The 20,481-nt window shown below is 57.3% G+C and carries 18 protein-coding genes; 8 read left to right on the plus strand and 10 right to left on the minus strand.

Annotated elements, in window-relative coordinates:
• The coding region (locus tag BLS57_RS18870; protein ID WP_139186674.1) for a transposase domain-containing protein at positions 1-307 on the plus strand (307 nt) is incomplete at its 5' end.
• A 554-nt stretch (positions 308-861) separates the two neighbouring features.
• Here the strand turns inward: BLS57_RS18870 and BLS57_RS18875 are convergent.
• The 9 genes from BLS57_RS18875 to BLS57_RS18915 form a co-directional block, all read right to left on the minus strand.
• A complete protein-coding gene (locus BLS57_RS18875) occupies positions 862-1,665 on the minus strand; it encodes a RipA family octameric membrane protein (RefSeq protein WP_139186675.1) in 804 nt (267 codons plus the stop codon).
• 317 nt (positions 1,666-1,982) lie between these two features.
• Positions 1,983-3,254: a Y-family DNA polymerase gene (locus tag BLS57_RS18880; RefSeq protein ID WP_093744180.1), complete on the minus strand. Its 1,272-nt coding sequence runs from the start codon at positions 3,252-3,254 to the stop codon at positions 1,983-1,985.
• Entirely contained in the window at positions 3,251-3,685 is a 435-nt protein-coding gene (locus BLS57_RS18885) for a LexA family protein (protein WP_093744181.1), read from the minus strand. The genes BLS57_RS18880 and BLS57_RS18885 overlap by 4 nt, the downstream gene beginning before the upstream one ends.
• A 506-nt stretch (positions 3,686-4,191) precedes the next feature.
• Entirely contained in the window at positions 4,192-4,614 is a 423-nt protein-coding gene (locus BLS57_RS18890; protein WP_139186676.1) for a hypothetical protein, read from the minus strand.
• Between the two features lie 317 nt (positions 4,615-4,931).
• A complete protein-coding gene (locus BLS57_RS18895) occupies positions 4,932-6,320 on the minus strand; it encodes a tyrosine-type recombinase/integrase (protein ID WP_093744183.1) in 1,389 nt (462 codons plus the stop codon).
• A gap of 483 nt (positions 6,321-6,803) precedes the next feature.
• A complete protein-coding gene (locus BLS57_RS18900) occupies positions 6,804-7,409 on the minus strand; it encodes a TetR/AcrR family transcriptional regulator (RefSeq protein ID WP_093744184.1) in 606 nt (201 codons plus the stop codon).
• A gap of 27 nt (positions 7,410-7,436) precedes the next feature.
• Positions 7,437-9,176, minus strand: coding sequence for an aldehyde dehydrogenase family protein (locus BLS57_RS18905; protein ID WP_093744185.1), 1,740 nt, complete (start codon positions 9,174-9,176; stop codon positions 7,437-7,439).
• Positions 9,173-10,795, minus strand: a complete 1,623-nt coding sequence (locus tag BLS57_RS18910) for a long-chain fatty acid--CoA ligase (protein WP_093744186.1) — start codon at positions 10,793-10,795, stop codon at positions 9,173-9,175. The genes BLS57_RS18905 and BLS57_RS18910 overlap by 4 nt, the downstream gene beginning before the upstream one ends.
• A gap of 83 nt (positions 10,796-10,878) precedes the next feature.
• Positions 10,879-12,606 carry a GMC family oxidoreductase gene (locus BLS57_RS18915; RefSeq protein ID WP_093744187.1) on the minus strand — a complete coding sequence of 576 codons (1,728 nt, stop codon included), beginning with the start codon at positions 12,604-12,606 and terminating at the stop codon, positions 10,879-10,881.
• Between the two features lie 355 nt (positions 12,607-12,961).
• Here BLS57_RS18915 and BLS57_RS18920 point away from each other — a divergent pair, with 355 nt between their 5' ends.
• From BLS57_RS18920 to BLS57_RS18945, 6 genes are all read left to right on the plus strand, one after another.
• Positions 12,962-14,578: a peptide ABC transporter substrate-binding protein gene (locus tag BLS57_RS18920; protein ID WP_093744188.1), complete on the plus strand. Its 1,617-nt coding sequence runs from the start codon at positions 12,962-12,964 to the stop codon at positions 14,576-14,578.
• A gap of 88 nt (positions 14,579-14,666) precedes the next feature.
• The gene (oppB, locus tag BLS57_RS18925; RefSeq protein WP_093744189.1) at positions 14,667-15,584 is read left to right on the plus strand and encodes an oligopeptide ABC transporter permease OppB; all 918 of its coding nucleotides are present in this window, start codon (positions 14,667-14,669) and stop codon (positions 15,582-15,584) included.
• A gap of 1 nt (position 15,585) precedes the next feature.
• Positions 15,586-16,500, plus strand: coding sequence for an ABC transporter permease subunit (locus BLS57_RS18930; RefSeq protein ID WP_093744190.1), 915 nt, complete (start codon positions 15,586-15,588; stop codon positions 16,498-16,500).
• The gene (locus BLS57_RS18935) at positions 16,500-17,468 is read left to right on the plus strand and encodes an oligopeptide/dipeptide ABC transporter ATP-binding protein (protein WP_093744191.1); all 969 of its coding nucleotides are present in this window, start codon (positions 16,500-16,502) and stop codon (positions 17,466-17,468) included. Before BLS57_RS18930 ends, BLS57_RS18935 begins: the two co-directional genes overlap by 1 nt.
• Positions 17,465-18,478, plus strand: coding sequence for an ABC transporter ATP-binding protein (locus BLS57_RS18940; RefSeq protein WP_093744192.1), 1,014 nt, complete (start codon positions 17,465-17,467; stop codon positions 18,476-18,478). Before BLS57_RS18935 ends, BLS57_RS18940 begins: the two co-directional genes overlap by 4 nt.
• A gap of 82 nt (positions 18,479-18,560) precedes the next feature.
• Positions 18,561-18,734 (plus strand): CsbD family protein, encoded by a 174-nt coding sequence (locus tag BLS57_RS18945; protein ID WP_093744193.1) that lies wholly within the window; start codon positions 18,561-18,563, stop codon positions 18,732-18,734.
• A 73-nt stretch (positions 18,735-18,807) separates the two neighbouring features.
• Here BLS57_RS18945 and BLS57_RS18950 read toward each other — a convergent pair whose 3' ends face one another.
• Entirely contained in the window at positions 18,808-18,966 is a 159-nt protein-coding gene (locus BLS57_RS18950; protein WP_007120519.1) for a YqaE/Pmp3 family membrane protein, read from the minus strand.
• A 169-nt stretch (positions 18,967-19,135) separates the two neighbouring features.
• On the opposite strand from BLS57_RS18950, the gene BLS57_RS18955 reads away from it, so the two are divergent.
• The gene (locus BLS57_RS18955; protein ID WP_208597613.1) at positions 19,136-20,005 is read left to right on the plus strand and encodes a mechanosensitive ion channel family protein; all 870 of its coding nucleotides are present in this window, start codon (positions 19,136-19,138) and stop codon (positions 20,003-20,005) included.
• The last annotated feature ends 476 nt before the right edge of the window (positions 20,006-20,481 follow it).

The following is a 20,481-nucleotide window of genomic DNA, read 5'->3' on the forward strand; positions in this document are numbered from 1 at the left end:
GACCTATATCCATCGTCAATGGAACGGGCTGCAAACCTTCCTGCACGACGGTCGGGTCGAGATCGACTCCAATGCCGTCGAGAACCTAATCCGCCCAATTGCCCTGACGCGAAAGAATGTGCTTTTTGCCGGCCACGACGAAGGTGGTCGCGCCTGGGGCCGCATTGCATCTCTCATTGCCACGGCGAAGGTCAATGATGTCGAACCGTTCGCATACCTCAAAGCCACCCTCGAAGCGATTGCGTTAGGTCATCCTGCCAATCGCATCGACGACCTTCTTCCGTGGAATTTCCAGCCGTTAAGCTGATCTCAAGTGCCGCGTAGCCGCCGCTTACCATCAGCGCGCGATCCATAAGGGTGTCCCAATTGAAAGTTAGGAGGACACCTTCAGGTTCAAGCGAACTTGAGAGATCAATGTGGCTTTGGAACACTGGGCCGTTCGCAATTTCGTTCAGCGTCGTAGCAAAAAGAAAAATAAGCTGATTGTAAGGTCTCAAACGAATTATTCGATCAAGCCTATCGGACACTGGTTCAACACGGGCCAGCTTGACGGCTATCTCGCTATGTAATTCTTCAATGTCTACACCTGCTGCAAGATAGGCATCCGTATCGACGATACCTTTCTGGGACTGAAGATAATTTAATAGCCCATCACGCAACACTCAAGGGTTAGAGGCTGTCTTCAAATTGAAGAGTGTTGGGAAGAAGTCATTGGCAATCGGCATCCTCTGACCAGTCAGGGAAGCACCTTAGCTCTTCTATGCACCAGCCCCCAGAGGTATAACACGCATTCGTCGCCCTCATCATTCTAAGCTCAATCAAAAAAGCCCCCCATCTTTCCTGTTGAAGGTCGGTCGGCTTTTACTTCTCAGACCCTCTTTGAAGGTTTCGGTTTAGAATCTTGTATGAAGAAATTTGGACTTGATTGCCCGTACTCCACCCCGACCTAACGCTAAACTCTATTCCAGCCCACCACCGAACGCATACTACGAATATGAATACCGAGAACATTCCGAAGCCGTAGTGGGGAAGCGAATAACCGAAACGTGCAACCAAGCCGTAAAGTAGGATGACGAGTGTTGCACACCAGAACCCAGCTGTTGCCAGAGTCATCCAGCTATTCAGTTTCGAGACGCTGAACGACCGTCCTTTTTTCTCTACCGGCACAACGTAGGTCTTATAGATTGCACCTGTGAACTCTTCTTCCAGAAGATCGATGTGCCTTTCCCAATTATCTTGCCAGTCTTTTGAGCCGCGCTCCAATGCCGCCCAAAGAGTAGCAGAGATACATCCCAGCAATGAGAGGAGAGCGCCAAATACAAGTAGGAACGGTTCTATCTGACTATCTGCCTCGTTTAGCATGCCAATAGCGACGCCCGCACCTGCCAAAAAGGCCACTTGAAACCCCCAGAAGTAGAGAGAGCGCTTCCAATAGAGGTCGATTTCAAAGTTCCTGACAGACCAAGCGCGGTCAAGCGCTTGACGCCTTGCGCACAACCGGTTGGGTCCAGCCAAGCTGGCTGCAATTAGGTATTCTTCTCTCAGAGCTTTTTGCTCCTCATCGCCATCATAGCACATCCCAAGCCCCAAACTTTTGTTAGATACATTTTCAACCAAACCTCGCATGATCGGGAATGCGAGGCGATTGTCTTTTTTCCAAGTCACCGCAGTAGTGGCATCCTAATGCCTTAGAAGTCTATCCGCGCTCAGGAGTTTGCTGGCTGACAAGGGGGGGGGAAACGGCACCTGCGGAGTCGAAGGTACGGCCCGACAAAACGACGTCGCAGAAAGTCGCAAGCGTATGACTGTCCGGGTTAGGCCAAGCGCCTTAGCTTCCATGGAGAATCTATCCCATTTGCTCCAATTAAAATTCAGCGGCTTTTTATCGACATCGCGGGGTAAGTCGGCATCAGGCCCGAAGCGTACAGTTAGATTCAGCCTTCATAATTTGCAAAAAATCCATCTGGTCCGCTTGGCCTCCCCTATCGCACCACCGGTAGATCTTCCATTCGCGTGGTATAGCGCGGGCTCCGATGATCCGCGCGAAGTCGCCATGTTTGCTTCATACCCTCACTGGCAAGAACCATCGTCTTTTTGCCGAACCTATCATTTACGTCATCCAGCGCTTTCATCAACGCAGGTGATTTCGGGCGCGCTTGATCGAATAGCGTTCGTGGGCGATCTTCGAACCTCACCAGATCATTCAGCATAATCCCGGCCTTGGTGAAGAAAAAGGTATTAGCATCTGATTTTGGCCATCCGGCTTCCGCGCAGCGTCGTGCGGCTTTAATGAGGTCGAAGGTATCCGACGACATCGGCGTCATGCGGGTTGTTCTGGATACTGCATACTGAGGCCGATCTGGCCGGTGCTTGTTGGTATGAAAGAACACGGTCAGAGTACCGGCCACCAATCCGTGCTGGCGTAGCTTTTCAGCCCCCCGTGATGCGTGCGCGGTGATCGCTTGGAACAGCATGTCGAAGTCTGTCATCGGAGTGCCAGCGGACCGCGTTACAGCCATACCCTTGCGCTGTGGCTCCACGTCCTCAAACGCAAGACAGGCCTCACCCTGTAACTCCAATACGATCCTTTCCAATACAACGGTGCCAACAGTCCGTGCTCGTCGGATCGGCATGTCGCGCAGATCGGCTGCCGTATGCACATCAAGGCTCCTTAGCTTGTCGGTAGTCTTTCGACCAACGCCCCATATGTCCCCGACTGGCACACGTGGCAGAAGCCAGTTTGCGAGGCTTTCGTCCATCATATCCAACACACCTGCAAAGATGGGGTTCTTCTTGGCAATGTCGTTCGCGCATTTTGCAAGGGTCTTGGTGGGTGCAATACCGATGCGGACAGGCACCCCTATCCGCCTAAGGACCGCTGCACGAAGCGCCATGGCATGTGCAGTGCGATCCTTGAATCCGACAAAGTCGAGGAAGCATTCATCAATAGAATAGATTTCAACATTCGGCGTAAAGTCTTCGTAGACCTCAACCACCCTACGAGAGATGTCGCCATAGAGCGTGTAGTTCGAGCTGAAGACACGAATGCCATGCGCATCGATCTTATCCCGGATGTGATGCAGCGGGGTGCCCATCTTGATCCCTAAGGCCTTTGCTTCATCACTGCGCGCTATGGCGCAGCCGTCATTGTTGGATAGCACGATCACCGGGACGCTCTTTAGCGTTGGATCGAATATCCGTTCAGCGCTCACATAGAAGTTGGCGCTGTCACTGATGGCAACAGGTCGCTTCATGCAAGGTCGTAGCGCCGGACGACACCTGCAATGACGCCCCAAATTTCACTATCCTCTGTCAGTTCAACATCAGGGAACTGTTCCTGGCTATTTGCGGGTGCGAGGTAATATCTGTCACCACGCCTACGCAGGATCTTTGCTGTGATTGCACCGTCCACCACGGCCAGCACTGCTCGCCCGATGCGACGCTTGCCAGCACGGTCTACAGCGATGATGTCGCCATCACGTATCCCAGCGTCCCACAGGCAGTCCCCTTCGACGCGCCACCAAAAAGTGGACGCAGGATGGCGCACGACCCATGCTATAGGGTCGATCTCATCTTCCAGATCGTCTCCAGCTGGCGAAGGGAAACCAGCGCTGACTGGTGTGCTGACAATTCGAACAGCTTGGGATGGTATGTGGACGGGTTCATCAATTGGGTAAACTGGCATGGGAATCCTAACTGTTCTTGTTATGTTCTCAATCTGCGATTCAGTTGCCCGATGTCAAGTTTGGTTTGAGGTATCCACCGAGGGCAGCGAACCACTACAACGGGGGAAGCTCAATTTAGCCAAACATGCTGATGTCAGTGTCGAAACAACATGGGCGCTAACGTTTTGAAATCGCTTCGGTATCGCCAAGTATCTTAATGGGTATACCGGTATAGAGAACATAATACCGTCATTGTGCTAACACCAAGAAGATCCGAGGCTATGGTCTTCGATAGTAATGATACGACATCTTAGCCATATCGGCGCTGTGGCTTGGAGCGATCTCCTGCCAAGGCTGGAAATTTTATCTTTTTCTTCCTCATTCCAATGCTGCTCACGTTGAGCTTTAGCCAAGCTCAGAATATCTCTAAAAATCTATACAAATTGCCTGCGTTGACGCACTTCGTACCAGTAAAGTACAAAAACTATGTGAGAACCCCGGGCACAATGCCCGGGGCGGTTGGATTTTAGTCCGTTAGCGCGTGACGCACAGTTGCCAAGTTTTCCTCGATACGCGCCCCTGACCAACACACTTGCTGCTCAAACCCATCACACCCTGGCAAACTCCATGCATTCTGAGGCTCAAAATGGTTGGGGAAGGTGCGAAAGGTTTCAAGAAGAATTTCGAAGTGAACCTTCGCGTCTCCCAGCAGGCACCGGAGGTCTTCGGCAGTGGAATCTGGGCGAAGATGTAATTGATACAGCGCTTTCAGTGCGCAGCCAGCTTTTCGTTGGTTCGTCTGGGCGAGCATGCGCCCGACTGTATCTCCCTCAGCGTCAAGCCAAGAACCTACATTTTCCAGTGCCTGTTCGTGGACGGTTGCGTCTATGTAGGGTGCGATAGCGGTATGAATGCATTTTGCGGTGTGGCCGCGGTTAGTAAAGTTCATGGTGAACCTCCATTCGGAGAGTCCTGGGCGACTTAGCCCAATGGCCGCATAGGTTGGGACAGCGATGATCGCCGCCGCGGCCGTCAAGATGGGGTTTCGAAGGGTAGGACGCGACCGAGCCTCCTGTTCTCGATATAAACTGAATATTGGCCAATTTCAGGTTGAAGAAGAAAAAATATCAGTTTTCGCCTTTGCGACACGTGGCTCAATTGGCGTGCAACAAGGGAGTGTATAAGGACATCCTCATGCGGGTATAGTGGGGAATGACGGGTTCCGCCGAGAATAGCTTCTCCGGACGGAACCTTGCCACCACTGACTTATGTGAACTCTCCATTCTTGATGCTTTGCAAGACTTCTGCGAGCAGGTTTACCGCGTCTCGTAAGGGATCTGGCAGACCTTTGATCTGCTTCCCGATCTTGATGTATGCAGCAGCGGCTTTACTGGTGTGCTCGCTCGCGAAGGCGTTCTGGTGCGATAGCAAAGTATCGATGAGTGGCACAGCGACCCCCATCTTATCCAAAATTGTAGCCGATGAACGTCGAAGATCGTGGCGTGTCCAGTCAGATGTCCCAGATGCCTTTTGAATTGTCTCTGTTGACCTCGGCCAGTTGTCCAATGGGACCCTGTTACGGTTGGGAAATACAAGGTCGGCATCTTTAGCATCTGGGTAGCCAGGCAGGCTGCGGAGCAATTCAGCCGCAGCATCTGATATTGGGTGCGTTACCTGCCGCGGACCCTTCAGCGCTTTAACAGATTTAGTCCATGTCAGGAGGTCTAAATCAATATCTCCCCAGCGAGCGTTCTCTACTTCAGATCGGCGCGACAGGGTCAAGAGTATAAACAGGTGCGCAATTGGTCGTAGATCGACTGCAAAGCGATCCGTTTCGCCGACCTTACCTACATTGAGTTCTTGCATGATGCTCTCAAGCTCCCATGGGACGAGGACGCGATCACGCTCTCCCTCCAAGAGGGGGTCATTGGTTGCTGGGTCATGGATCTTGGCAAGGTCTGGTAAGTCAAGACGGGTTGCCCGACCGTAGCCCAGTTTTTGAAATTTATTTCCTCGGTGAGCCGCCCAATCGAAAGATGGTCGAAGATACGCCAATGCCTTCGATACTTGACCGTTTGCTGAAGATTTACCACTTACAGGTCTATATCCGGTCGTGCAGCTTACAAACTCTTGAATAGTCAATTCGCTGAGTTGTCTGTTGAGTAAGCCGCTGAAAACCTTCGAAATGACCTGCCGCGCTGTGGACACGTCTTTCGTTTTTCCTCTCGGCAACCAAATCCTTTTCTGCTGCTTTTGGCCAAAATGAGATTCAACTTCCACCAGAAATGCAAGAAGGGTGATTTCCTCGACCTCCGGTATTTGTTCAAGAAACTCTCGAAGTCTGTCTGGATTGCTCAATGTTCGCCGATGTTCGTCAGCACTTCTACGAGCGTCTTTGAGGCCGAGGTCAGGGTAGCGCCCCAACTTTATGGTGCGGTTCTCACCGTGGCAATCTCGCCCCATAAAGGCAAACGTCTTGGAGCCGGATGCACCCATGCGCAACTTAAGGCCTTGGCAAGTGCTATCGGACCAGGTTCTACGCTCCCCGGTGGGTTTTAGGCCCCTGATGAATGTTTCTGTCAGTGGCTTCATGTTGCTTTTTCGGGTTTTCATAGCCTTGGCTGGTGTCATCGTGTCGACGTTCAGAAAGTTCATGTCGCATCTCCTGTAAGTTGATTACAGGTAGCAGGTTGGACCGATCCAAAATTTGCAGGAGAAGATTGGCGAAGTTTCTGTCGGGACAACACCGGGACAACATAACTGTTGTGCTGCGGTGGGTTTCTCTGAGCCAAGTTGAGACTGCGTGAGATGAAGTTTGGCTTTGAGACGGGCGTGTAATTTTGATATAGTTCAAATGGTTGGAGGGGTTTTGCCGTGTCATGTGATCTCAAGCTGTCGCAAGGCGTCTCACTTGCAAAATCTTTGACCGCATATTGAAAATCCTCGTGTCGGTGGTTCGATTCCGCCCCCGGGCACCACTTCTTCCCAGCGAAGTTGATCCTGCACTCTACGTCCGCAAAAACTAAAGCGCCGCGTCACATCTGCGTTGAATGGTTGTCAGCCTTCAGCCCAATACGATGTCACCTCGCAAACACGATCCCGTTCAGGTTCAATCACCGTCAGAACGCCGGCGGCCCATCAATAGTCTTTCCAAGCGGCGACATTCTCAAAGAAGCTCGTCATCTCGCTCAGGCTGCGCGGTCGTCCAGCCAAATGATGCTGCAGAAGATAGCGAAACGCCCCGTCGAAACGGATATAAAGCAGCTCTTTCTCGCGCCGGTCAGCGGTTAGCGGGGTCATCATTTCGATCAACTGGTCTTCAATCTCGCTGATGGCGGGGACGAAGGTCTCATCGAACATGGCCTGATTGCGGATATCGTACCATAGACGGTGCAGTTCGGCTTCTTCGACGATGGTTTTGGCCAGCGCGATGCAGAAGGCGGTCTTGATGTCGCGCGGGTTCGAGATGCCGTCCACTGACGTGGCAACCGCTTTGACAAAATCGCTTTTATACTGGCGCACGCAGTAGATCAGCAGCTCGTCTTTGTCCTCAAAGTAGTAATGCAGGCTGCCCAGCGACATGTCTGACTGTGCGGCGATGTCGCGTAGGGTGGTGCGCGCATAGCCATAGAGCTTGAGCGCGTCGATCGCACTTTGGGCGATCTCGCGCTTGCGGCTTTCGCGCTTGCGGACCTTGTTGGCTTTGCGGTCCGCAAGCTTGGAGGCATGGGTCATGTCGTTCATCGGGTACTCGCGTTTGACCCTTCAGACTTAGCCCAACAGCGCATGAAAGAAAACACGTGGCAGCTTGAACCAACTGGGGCGATACTGGAAGCGGGTCAGCAGGCGGCCGATGTGATGTTGGCGCTTGTTGGACACGAACCAAGGCGGGCGCGGGAGCAAGGTCATGCCGCCGGACAGCAGGTTGCGCGGGAAGGGGCGGAAGGGGGCTTCGATCACCGTGCGTTCGACGTTCTCTAGCATAAACGTGTTATGCACCGTGCCGATCCCCGACTGCACGTCTTGCAAGGTGGCGCCCGCGAAACCGCCCCAGGGGCAGGCGGTGACGAGAAAAGCGAGGCCAGACCAAGCGTTGACCGCAATAGCGCCGTAGCGGAAGTCGGCGATGATCTCTTCAAAGCGTTTGCGGCCCATGGCGCGGATCGTGGCCGGGTGGATGATGATATTGCCACCTAGTGTGCCGTAGAGCGTGTCATTGGCCCATTTGATCGCTTCGATCAGGTAGCTTTCTGCATCTTTCGCCTCAAGGTGCATGACCCCTAGGGCAGAGGTGAAGACCTCGGTTTGGGCCAGCCAGGCGCTGTCGCCTTCGGCCATATCGGCGAGGTAAAGGGGGGCTATGTCCTGCCCGCGGTCAAGCTTGCGCGGGTTTTTGGCGTGATCGACAAAAGCGGCCTGACGGTCTTCTGCGCCAGGGTAATAGGCCGCGCGTTTGGTGTGTTTCGCGATGACGTCGGCGACGTTCTCCATCAGGGTCGCGGTCTTGTCCCATCCTTTGGGCAGGATCAGGCTTTGCACCGCGACACAGTTGAACCCGCCGTTGTGCAGCTTCATGGTCGCGATGTTCTCTGCCTGAAAGCGCAGGTCGGCGGCTGACCACGGGCCGGGCACCACGATGGTCGGGCAAACGGCGCCGAGTTCGGATGTGATATGACGCGGGTTCTTGGGCGTGTTGGCGGCCTTGTTCTTGGCGCCTTCTTCACCCGGACCCCAAACGATCAGGTCATGGGTCGCACGCGCGCCGGTGATGTGGATCTCTTCAACCAGCGGGTGGTCGGTGAGATAGGCACCTGCGGGGCCGTCGCCGCGGCGGATGCGCAGGGCGTCCCGGTCGATCAGAGGTTTCAGCGCGGCCTTGAGTGGCTCGGTGAGATAGTCGTTCACCGGGTTCATTTTGAGCAGAACAACCTGATTTTCCAAAAACAGCTTTTGGAAGGCATCAAGCGGGGTGATTGCCGCGATGTTGCCCGCGCCGAGGACCAAGGCAACCTTGCCGACGCGCTGCTCTGGCGGCACGTCATAGGCCCATGCGGCATTGTCTTTCAGGTTCGAAGGGTTAACCCCTTTTTGCATCCAGACATCCGCCTTCACGCCAGACAGCAGCAGCCGGTCCCAGATCGAATGGGGCACCACGCGCAGAGCAGTTTGGCCGGTGGGCAAGCTGCGCTTCTTGAGCCCATCGAGAAAGCGCTTTCCTTCCATCTGGGACAGCGTGTCGATCAATCCGTTGCAGCAGGACATGACGGCATAAGGGCCGGAAATCCATTCTTCGCCCACGAGGGGGGAACCTTCGGGAATGCCCTTGGCGCGGCCTGCGGCCTCGGCCCAATCATCGGCAACACGCATGAGACTGTCCTTGACCGCCTGAAGGACGGCGATGCGGTCGGATAGCGATGTTTTGGCCCAGTCATGCTTGGCGCCGTCCAGGACGGCGAGGTCCGCGTCATAGGCAGACTGCAGATCGGGGGTGAAAGCGCTTTGATGTTTCATGTTGTTCCCTCCAAGAGGATATCGGCATAGGCTTCGCGCAGCTTGAGCTTTACGACTTTGCCAGTGGCCCCGAGGGGCAGTTCATCGACAAAGATCACACGGTCCGGCACCTGCCAGCTCGCGACTTTGCCGTCGTAGAAATTCAGCAGATCCGTCTCCCCAACGTCGTCGGATTTCACAGCAACGAGGATCGGGCGTTCATCCCATTTCTCGTGCTTTGCGGCGATGGCCGCCGCGTTGGCGATGGCAGGATGGCCGATGGCGATGTTTTCAAGCTCAACGGTGGAAATCCATTCGCCACCGGATTTGATGATGTCCTTGGATCTGTCGCGGATCACCATAAAGCCATCGGGGTCGATCGTGGCGACGTCGCCGGTGTCGAACCAACCATCTTCGGTCAGCGCATGCTGCTCTTTGCCGAAATAGGTGTGGACGACCCAAGGCCCGCGCACTTGCAGATCGCCCTGCGTCTTGCCGTCTTGGGGCAGGGTGTTTCCGTTCTCATCGACGAGCCGGATTTCGGCACCGAATAAGGCGCGGCCTTGGCCTACGCGAATGGCGGTCTGTGCGTCCTGCGGGAGTTTCGCGTGCTGGCTGAGGGTCTGGTTCACCGTGGCGACGGGGCTGGTTTCGGTCATGCCCCAGGCTTGGATCAACTCAACATCGTATTTATCGCGGAAAGCTGTGTACATCGAAGGCGGCATCGGCGCACCGCCGACGATGGTGCGGGTCAGGCTTGGCACTTTTGAGCCTGTCTTTTCCAGCGCAGCCAAGAGGCCCATCCAGATTGTCGGCACGCCGAAGGCCGCGGTGACTTCATGGCCGTCAATAAGCCCGACAAGGCTTTCGCCGTCCAACCCCGGCCCCGGCAGCACCAGCTTGGCGCCCGCAGCGGCGGCGGTATAGGGCACGCCCCATGCATTGACGTGGAACATCGGCACGACCGGCATCACGGTGTCACGCGCCGAGATCGCAAGCCCGTCGGGGTGGTTCCCGGCCAAGGAATGCAGCAGGGTCGAACGGTGTGTGTATAAGACCCCTTTGGGGTTCCCCGTCGTGCCCGAGGTGTAGCACAGTGAGGAGGGCTGCCGTTCGTCTAGTTCGGGCCAGATGAAATCTGCATCGCCCTGGGCAATAAGCTCGTCATAGAACTGCAGACCGTCGAGCATCGCGGCGGCTTCCGCGTCGCGCGGACCCAGAAGGACATAGTGCTCGACCGTCGTAAATCGGTCCTTCAGTTGGGCAACGGCGGGCAGGAATGTGCGGTCAAAGAACATCACCCGGTCTTCCGCATCATTGGCGATATATACCATCTGATCCGGGTGCAGACGCGGGTTGAGCGTGTGGCAAATGAACCCGGCGCCGGATGTGCCGAAATAAATCTCAAGGTGGCGTCGGTTGTTCCAAGCGATTGTGCCGCAACGGGTTTCCGGTGGCAGGCCCAAGCCGGTCAGCGCAGAGGCCAAGCGGCGCGCATTGCAGTGGACCTCGGACCAATTCGTCACCTCGACCTCACCCGATGTCTCGACCGAGACGATCTCGGTCCGGCCATGGCATCGTGCGGCATGGTCTATAAGGGACGAGATCAGCAATTGCTGGTCCATCATTTTGCCAAGCATGGGTCGGCTCCCTGTCTGTTGAAGTGGTAGAAAAAGGGGTCCTGCAACCCCGGTTGCCCGAGGTCACAGGGGGGAGAACCGGGTCAGGCCCGGATCAGATCAGAACACTTTTCGCCGATCATAATGGCGGCCGCGTTCGTATTACCGTTAACGATCGTGGGCATGATCGAAGCATCCGCCACACGCAGCCCCTCGATGCCATGCACCTTAAGGTCCGCACCGACGACAGCCATGTCGCCCGAGCCCATTTTGCAGGTGCCGACAGGGTGATAGATCGTCTGGCTGTTGCCGCGCAGGTAGTTGCGGATTTCCTCATCGGTCTGCACAGCAGGGCCCGGGAAACGCTCCTCGCCCCGGAAGTCATCCAGCGCCGGAGATGCCATGATCTTGCGCGCGATCTTAACCCCTTCGACGAGGATTTCGAGGTCTTGAGGCTCGGCAAAGGCATTGGGATTGATCAGCGGTGCATCGTCGGGGTTGGCCGAAGCGAGGGTGATTTCTCCAACCGATTTGGTGCCGACGAGGCTGGGCAGGATGGTGAAGCCTTCGCTGTCTGTCGGGTTTCCTGCGCCGTCGGAGATGAACCAAGTCGGGGCAAAGTGGAATTGCAGATCGGGGGCAGGGGCGTCTTCCATCACGGTCAGATAGCCGCCACCTTCGCCGATGTTTGAGGTCAGCAGCCCCATACCTTGGCCCAGCAGTTCAGCCTGTTCCGGCTCCAGCGCATGAGCCAGCGTCACCGGCTGTGTGCAGACATGGGCGACGGGGGCCATCAGGTGCTCTTGCAAGTTTTGGCCCACGCCGGGCAGGTCATGCAATACGCTGATCCCCATCTCTTCCAAATGCGCCCGCGGGCCGATGCCGGACAGCATTAGGATTTGTGGCGAACCGATAGACCCGGCGGAAAGGATGACTTCGGCATCGGCAAAGACCTCATGCATCTCTTCCCCGGCCTTGAAGCGCACCCCGGTGCAACGGCCATCTTCAATAATCAGGTTCTGCGCATGCGCTTCGGCTTGGATCGCAAGGTTGTCCCGCTCCAGCGCCGGATGCAGGAAGGCTACGGCGGTCGAATTGCGCATGCCGTCCTTCTGGGTGACCTGATAGAGGCCAAAACCTTCTTGGTCGGTGCCCGCATTGAAGTCAGACTGCGTGGGATAGCCTGCCTCGACCGCGGCCTCGACCATGGCGAGCGACACAGGGTTCGGATCGCGCAGGTCGGCCACGTTCAATGGGCCGCCCACACCGTGGCTGTCATCCGCGCCGCGCTCGTTGTTTTCAGACCGTTTGAAGAGCGGCAGCACATCTGCGTGGCTCCAGCCGGGGTTGTCCGCGCCCCAAGCATCGTAGCAGACGGGATTGCCGCGTTTGTAGATCATCGCATTGATAGAGCTACAGCCGCCGAACACCTTGCCCCGCGGCATATAGAGTTGCAGCCCGTCGGAATGCTCTTGCGGCGTGCTGGTATAGGCCCAGTCGAGCGGGGTCTGGAACAGGTTGGGGAAAGCGGCGGGGATGTGGATATACTGGTTTTCGTCGGCAGGGCCGGCTTCGAGCACTAGCACATTCTTGTCGGCATCCTCCGACAGACGTGCGGCCAGCGCGCACCCAGCAGAGCCTGCACCAATTACGATGTAATCATAGCGGTCGGCGGCCTGTGCCTTCGCATGACGCGCCCCAAAGGCCAGCGGTGCTGCGGCGGTTACGCCGAGTGCCGCGCTTTTGCGCATGAAGTCGCGGCGTGACAGGCGGCCTGCGTCAAATTCGCGGGCCACGGCAGCCTGTTCGGCGGTCTTGTTACGGGTGTTCATTTTGGACTCCTCCCAGTCACTTTCATCATCGCGAACCGCCCCTCCACTGGCTGTCCGAGATTCTGACAATAGTTGAGCAGGAAATTTGGTCACCTGTCCAGTATTTTTGTGCTGAATGCTAAGTATGCAACAATAACATTGGGTTGCGCGCTTTACTTGGCGCAGATTTGCGCGGTGGTGCCCGCGTCCATGGCTGCAGTGTCGCCCGTCTTCCCAGCCTTATCAGCGCCGCGAACGGCGCCATATCGCTCGCTTTGGCTGACGTCACGCAAGCTCTTGCAACTGGCCCTGATTTTCGTTCTCCTCGCTCAATCAGAACACGATGAGATGTTCACCCACCACGAGGAGAATCCCGATGAAATTTCGCGAGACGATGACTGCCTCCGCGCTGGCATTGGGCTTGGCGCTACAGGCGCAGGCCGCAGATGTGCCCGAAGGCGTAACGCTGGCCGATGAGCAGACCTATACGTTCTGGCTCTTGGACGCGATCAAGTCGATGGACCCGCAAATCAACACGGACGTTGAAGGCTCCGACGTTCTGCGCAACCTGTTCGAAGGTCTTTATAACGAAGACGGCAATGGCGAATTGGTGCCCGGCGTGGCGCTTGACCACGAAGTCTCCGAAGACGGCAAAACCTACACCTTCAACCTGCGCGACGATGCGAAATGGTCGAATGGTGAGCCGGTCACGGCGAATGATTTCGTCTATGCGTGGCGCCGTCTGGCCGATCCCGCGACTGCGTCCGAATATGCGTGGTACATGGAGCTGATGCAGGTCGAAAACGCGCCCGAAGTTATCGCGGGTGACAAATCGCCCGAAGAGCTGGGCATCCGCGCGGTCGACGATCACACGCTTGAGGTCAAAATCACCACGCCGCTGCCCTACTTCCCGCAGATGCTGGTGCATGGCTCGACCTTCCCCGTGCCGCAGGCCGTGGTCGAAGAGCATGGCGACGACTGGACCGATGCAGGCACGCTGGTCGGCAACGGCGCTTACACGCTGGTTGAGCACCAGTTGGGCGAGCGCGTCGTGATGGAGAAGAACGACACCTATTGGGACGCCGATAATGTGGTGATGGAGAAGATCACCGCGCTGACCATCAACGATGTGAACCAAGCCCTGACCCGCTATCTGGCTGGCGAGTTGGACCGTGTGGACATCCCCGCAGGGCAGTACCCGCGTCTTAAAGAAGAGTACCCCGAGCAGGCCGTTTCCACGCCCTATAACTGCTCTTACATCTACATGCTAAACGTCGGTGAAAAGGGCCCGGAAGCGCTGAAGAACGTCAACGTGCGCAAGGCGCTGGCCTATGCCATCGACCGCGACATCATCGTCGACCGTATCCTGCAGGGTGGCCAGAAGCCGTCCTACAACTGGACCCACTGGGCGATTGCTGACTTTGAGCGTCCTGAGCTCGACTGGGCCGACAATATGGATCAGGCACAGCGCGTGGAAAAGGCTAAGGAACTGTTGGCTGAAGCAGGCTACGGTCCCGACAACCCGCTCGATCTGACGCTGCAGTACAACACGTCGGAAGATCACAAGAAGATCGCCATCGCTGCGTCGCAGATGCTCAAGCAGATCGGCGTGAACCTCACGCTCGACAACTATGAGTGGAAGGTACACACCGACCGCATGCAGAACCAAGACTTCGACATGGCGCGCTATGCGTGGTGCGGGGACTACAACGAAGCCTCGACCTACCTCGATCTGATGACTTCCTACTCGGGTCACAACAACGGCGAGTTCTACAACGACGCTTATGACAAGGTCATGAAGGACAGCAAAACCGCCGAAGACCCGCAGCCGCTGTACAAAGAAGCGGAGAGCATTCTGGCCGAAGAAATGCCGATCATTCCGATCTACCATTACGCGAACGTTGATATGATTGCGGAAGACATCGAAGGTCTGCCGGAGAACAACGTGAACAACACGTGGTACGGCAAAGACCTCTACCGTACCGCCGAGTAACCTATCGACATCCGGGCAGCCCTGCGTTTAAGTGGGGCTGCCCGATTCTATTTGTACCCCCTTAACCCGTTTCCGGAGCGCGCAGCCCTTGCTCAGTTACATTCTCAAGCGTCTTGCCATCGCGATCCCGACGCTGCTCGTGTTGATCGTGATATCTTTTCTTCTGATGCATTCCGCCCCCGGTGGGCCTTTCACATCAGAGCGTGAATTGCCGCCGCAGGTGCTGGCCAACCTCAATGCAAAATACGGGCTGGACGATCCGCTGTGGAAGCAGATCGGCAGCTATGTCTGGGGCATCGTCTCTGACTTCGATTTCGGGCCGAGTTTCGTCTACAAGGACCGCTCGGTGAACGAGATCATCGCCCAAGGTTTCCCCATCACCCTGACCTATGGGCTGTTGTCCTTTGCCGTGGCGGTGATCGTCGGCGTGAGCCTTGGCGTTGCCGCAGCCGTGCGGCACAACTCGGCGCTGGACTATGCCGCTGTGGGCGTCTCCATCGGGGCGCAGGTGCTGCCGAATTTCGTTATGGCGCCGATCTTGGTGTTGGTCTTCACGCTTTGGCTCGGCTGGTTGCCCGGTGGCGGTTGGCAGGGGCCGGAATATTGGATCATGCCGGTGATCGCGCTGTCTACGTCCTTCATGGCGTCGATTGCCCGGATCACCCGCTCTTCGATGCTCGAAGTGCTGACCTCCAACCACATCCGCACCGCCCGCGCTAAGGGGCTGCCGGAGCGGCGGGTCATCCTGCGCCATGCGCTGAAACCTGCGATGCTGCCGGTGATCTCCTACCTCGGGCCCGCCTTCGTGGCGATGATTACCGGCTCCGTGGTGGTGGACATCTATTTCTCCACCGGCGGCATCGGCAAAGCCTTTGTCGACTCAGCGCTGAACCGCGACTACGCGGTGATGATGGGGGTCACGATCCTCGTCGGTGCGCTGACGATCTTCTTTAACCTCGTGGTCGACATCCTTTACGGGTGGATCGATCCCAAAATCCGGTACTGACATGGTGATGACATCTGAACAAAGGGTCGAAGCCAGCGAACTGGCGGGCAAGGGGCGCTCCCCTTGGGCCGATGCGCGGCGGCGGTTCTTTCGCAACAAGGCGGCGCTGATGGGTCTGGTGATCCTCGGCTTCGTCGTGGCTTTCGCGCTCTTTGGCAACTATCTGGCGCAATGGTCGAACGAAGAGCTCGACTACAACGTCATGGGCCAGATCGTGGAACTTGGCGGGCCGTCGATCGCAAGCGGCCACTACTTCGGCACCGACGATCTGGGCCGCGACCTCTTCGCTCGCACCGTGCAGGGCACGCAGATCAGCCTCGCCGTGGGCCTCGTCGGCGCGTTTATCGCCTGTGTGGTCGGCACGCTTTATGGGGCAGTTGCAGGCTACTTCGGCGGACGCACCGACAGCATCATGATGCGGCTGGTCGATATCTTCATGGCCGTGCCTTACATGTTCGTGCTGATCCTGCTGCTGGTCATGTATGGCCGCTCGATCACCATTCTGTTTGCGGGCGTCGGTCTGATCTCATGGGTGGAGATGGCCCGCATCGTGCGCGGCCAGACCCTGACCATCAAGGGCCGCGAGTTTGTCGAAGCCGCCCGCGCCACGGGCGTGTCGGCCCCGGTCATTATTCTGCGCCATATCGTGCCGAACCTGCTGGGCGTAATCGCCGTCTACGCCACACTGCTGGTCCCGCTGATGATCCTGACGGAAAGCTTCATTTCTTTCCTCGGCCTCGGCATTCAGGAACCGCTGACCTCCCTCGGGGCGCTGATCTCCGAAGGGGCAGGGACCATCGCCTATGGCACCACCTGGCAGCTGGGCTTCCCGCTGCTGTTCTTCTGTCTCACGCTGTTCGGCCTGTTCTTTATTGGCGACGGGCTTCGTGACGCGCTCGACCCCAAGGATCGCTGATGTCCCTTTTGCAGATCAATAACCTCTCCGTCACCTTTGACGGCGAAGATGGCCCCGTGCATGCGGTCAATGACCTGTCGCTTTCGGTGGACCGGGGCGAGACCCTCGGCATCGTCGGCGAAAGTGGCTCGGGCAAATCGCAAACCGCCTTTTCCATCATGGGGCTGCTGGCCCCTAACGGGCGCACCGATGGGTCGGTGCGCTTCGATGGGCAAGAGATTTTGGGCGCGAAGCCCAAGCTGCTCAACAAAATCCGCGCCGAGCGGATTGCGATGATCTTTCAAGACCCGATGACCTCGCTCAATCCCTACATGCGCATTGCAGACCAGATGACCGAGGTGCTGACCCTGCACCAAGGGCTGTCGAAACGCGATGCGCTGGCTGAATCGGTGCGGATGCTGGACGCGGTGAAAATCCCGGCGGCGAAGGAGCGCATTCGCCTGTTCCCGCATGAGTTTTCAGGCGGCATGCGCCAACGGGTGATGATCGCCATGTCGCTGCTGTGCAAGCCCGACCTGCTGATTGCGGATGAGCCGACGACAGCATTGGACGTCACCGTGCAGGCACAGATCATGGACCTCTTGGGCGATCTGCAAAAGGATTTCGGCATGGCCACGATCCTCATCACCCATGACCTCGGCGTCGTCGCGGGCTTTTGCGAGCGCGTGCTGGTGATGTATGGTGGCCGCGTGATGGAGCAGGGGCCAGCCGAGCCGCTCTTTGCCGAGTCGACCCATCCTTATACGCGCGGCCTTCTCGCCGCCGTGCCGCGGGTCGATGACGAAGACGCCACCATGAAGGCGATCCCCGGCAACCCGCCCAATATGGCCGCCCCGCCCGAGGGCTGCCCCTTCCGCCCGCGTTGCAATTACGCAGGCGAAGACTGCCGCGTGATGCCGCCGCTTGCGCCCTTCGCCGAACAGCGTGCCCGCGCCTGCCACCGTCCGATCGCGGAGGTCACCGCATGAGCCCGCTTCTGTCCGTTCGTGACCTACACGTGAAGTTCCCCATCACCCGCGCCGGGGACATGCCTTGGACCAAGCCGCGCTATCTGCATGCGGTGAACGGGGTGAGCTTTGATCTGGAGCCGGGCAAGACCCTCGGCGTGGTCGGTGAATCCGGTTGCGGGAAATCCACCCTCGCACGCGGGCTGATCCAGATGGTCCCGGCAACGGGGCAGGTGAACTGGCGCAATGAGACTGATCTGCTGTCCCTCAGCCCGCGCCAGATGAAACCCTTCCGTTCCGAGATCCAGATGGTGTTTCAAGACCCGCTGGCCTCGCTCAACCCGCGCATGACACTGGGCCAGATCATTGCCGAGCCGCTGAAGACCCATCGTCCCGACGTGCCCGCCAAGGAACGCCGCGCCCGTGTCGCGCAGATGATGGAACGCGTGGGCCTGCTGCCGCAGATGATCAACCGCTACCCGCATGAGTTCTCCGGCGGACAGTGTCAGCGTATCGGAATTGCGCGGGCGCTGATCGTCGAGCCCAAACTGCTGATCTGCGACGAGCCGGTCTCGGCCCTCGACGTGTCCATCCAAGCGCAGGTGATCGAACTGCTCAAAGAGCTTCAGCGTGATCTGGGGCTGGCGATGATCTTCATTGCCCATGACCTCAGCGTGGTGAAGAACATCTCGGACGAGGTGATGGTGCTCTTTTTGGGCCGCATCATGGAGAAGGCGCCCAAAGCCATGCTCTATGACCAGCCGCAGCACCCCTATACCCAAGCGTTGCTCTCTGCCGTGCCGATCCCCGATCCAATCGCGGAACGCGCCAAACAGATCGTGCCGATGACGGGCGACATGCCGTCACCGATGAACCCGCCGTCGGGCTGCGTGTTCCGGGGCCGCTGCCCCCGCGCGCAAGCCGATTGTGCCGAAGTGGTGCCGCAGCCCGATGGTGACTTGCACCGTGTAGCCTGCATCCACCCCGGTCCGATGCGCGAAAGCGAATTGCGTCAGCACGAGGTCAGCTAGGCTCATGGGCTTTGTCGGGGGCGGAATGGAACTCTGCCCCCACGCGCACGTTGCTCCTTTACCAAGATAGAGGAGAGACGACATGGCAAACGAAGACCAAGCCAAAGGCAAAGCAAAAGACATCGGTGGCAAGTTGAAAGAAGAAGCTGGCGACGCCACAGATAACGAAGACATGAAGCGCGAAGGCCAAGCCGATCAGGCCGAAGGCAAAGTGCAAAAAGGCCTCGGCGACGCGAAGGACAAACTGTCCGACTGATCGCGGGCTCAAAACCGATCTAATGCTTGCCCCCGGCCGTCGCGCCGGGGGCAAAGCGTTTCCGCGTAAGCCCCTAGCGCTTGATGATGATATAGAGCGCATGGACGATACCGGGCAGATACCCGAGCAGCGTCAGAAGTATATTGATCCAGAAATGCTTTCCCAGACCTTCCTGCAAGAAGACCCCGAGCGGGGGCAGCAGAATGGCGACGATGATCCGAATGATATCCATATGAATGTCCCGGCGTGCCGGGGTGCCTCCTTTATTATGACCGAAGCTGCCATCTAGCGCGGGGCGGTTGCCTTACCAGTCTTGCCGCAGGAGGGCGCCGCCCTAAAAAGATACCCAAGAAGGGCCTTTCCCCGATAGGCTGATGTCACGCACAGGTAAGGAACGGCCGATGGAACCCATCAGGATCATGTGGCGTCAGGTGACGGAGATGACGCGCGACACAATCGCGCTTCTGCCACAGATCGGGGTGGCGGTCCTTGTGCTCATCCTGACATGGGCGCTGGCAGCCGCCGGGCGCGCCTTGATCGGCCGGGCGCTAAGCCGGACCCGTCTGCGCCAAAGCCTGCAAGATCTCTTTATCCTACTCACCTCAATCGCGATCTGGGTTTTTGGCATTATGATCGCCGCCGTCATCGTGTTTCCGGGGCTGACCCCGGCGAGCATCCTTGCGGGGCTCGGCATTGGTTCGGTCGCCATCGGCTTTGCCTTCAAGGACGTTTTCGAGAACTTCCTCGCCGGGATTATCATTCTCTTCCGCCGCGAGATGCGCATGGGCGACCATATCGAATGCGAGGGGATCGAGGGTAAGGTTGCCCATATCGCCATCCGCGAAAGTCATATTCGCCAGACGGACGGGCAGTTGGTGATCGTGCCCAACGCGATGCTGTTCAAGAACCCTGTCTATGTACGCACCGATCAGAAGCACCGCCGGGTCACCATTATTTGTGGCATTGCTTATGACGTAGACGTCGACGAGGCGCGCGGCGTGATCACCAAAGCGGTAGAGGGCTGCGAGACAGTAGAGCAGGGGGACCACCCAATTCAGGTCTTCGCCCAAGAGTTCGCCGATTCCTCTATTAACTTCGAGGTCACTTGGTGGACTGGCTCGGCCCCGGTCGACCTGCGCCGGTCGAAGGATGAGGTCGTGACCGCCGTGAAGCGAGCCTTGGATGATGCAGGGCTCGAGATTCCCTTTCCCTACCGTACGCTAACCTTCAAAGAGCCACTGCCGCTGCAACAGGCAAATGAAGAAGAGTGAAGGGAAGGGGGCAGCGATTCACCCGATTCAGAGGTGAATCGCGCGCTCAATCTACCTTAGGGCCGCGATTGCCTCTTAGGATCAGCCTATCCGTGCCCCGTAAAGGCGGATAGTGATCTCTCTAATCATCCTATTTGGATGTAATTTCAACATGTTAGGCGTTGGTTCCAGAAAGTGCGCAGTTTTCTGAATTTTCTGCTTGCGGGTTTGGCGCACTAACCTTAGAACCCCCTCTACCGGCGGCGCAGAGATGCACCAACGGGGCGCCAGACGGGGCGGACGGCAGCGGAGACGCAGACGGACGGTTCGGAAAGCGGATAAAAATTTAGAGGTATCAGAGGCGGGGCGCGCCAAGAAGTTAGGGCGCATCTCAGTTTCTTTTGTCTCAACGCTGTTTGAAAATTTGATATCTGAAGAGATGTGTGGGCGGTTTGGTTCATTCGATGGATCAACGTCTGTATATCGCGCTCTTAGGG

It is taken from the genome of Sulfitobacter delicatus (assembly GCF_900102535.1).
Classification (GTDB): domain Bacteria; phylum Pseudomonadota; class Alphaproteobacteria; order Rhodobacterales; family Rhodobacteraceae; genus Sulfitobacter; species Sulfitobacter delicatus.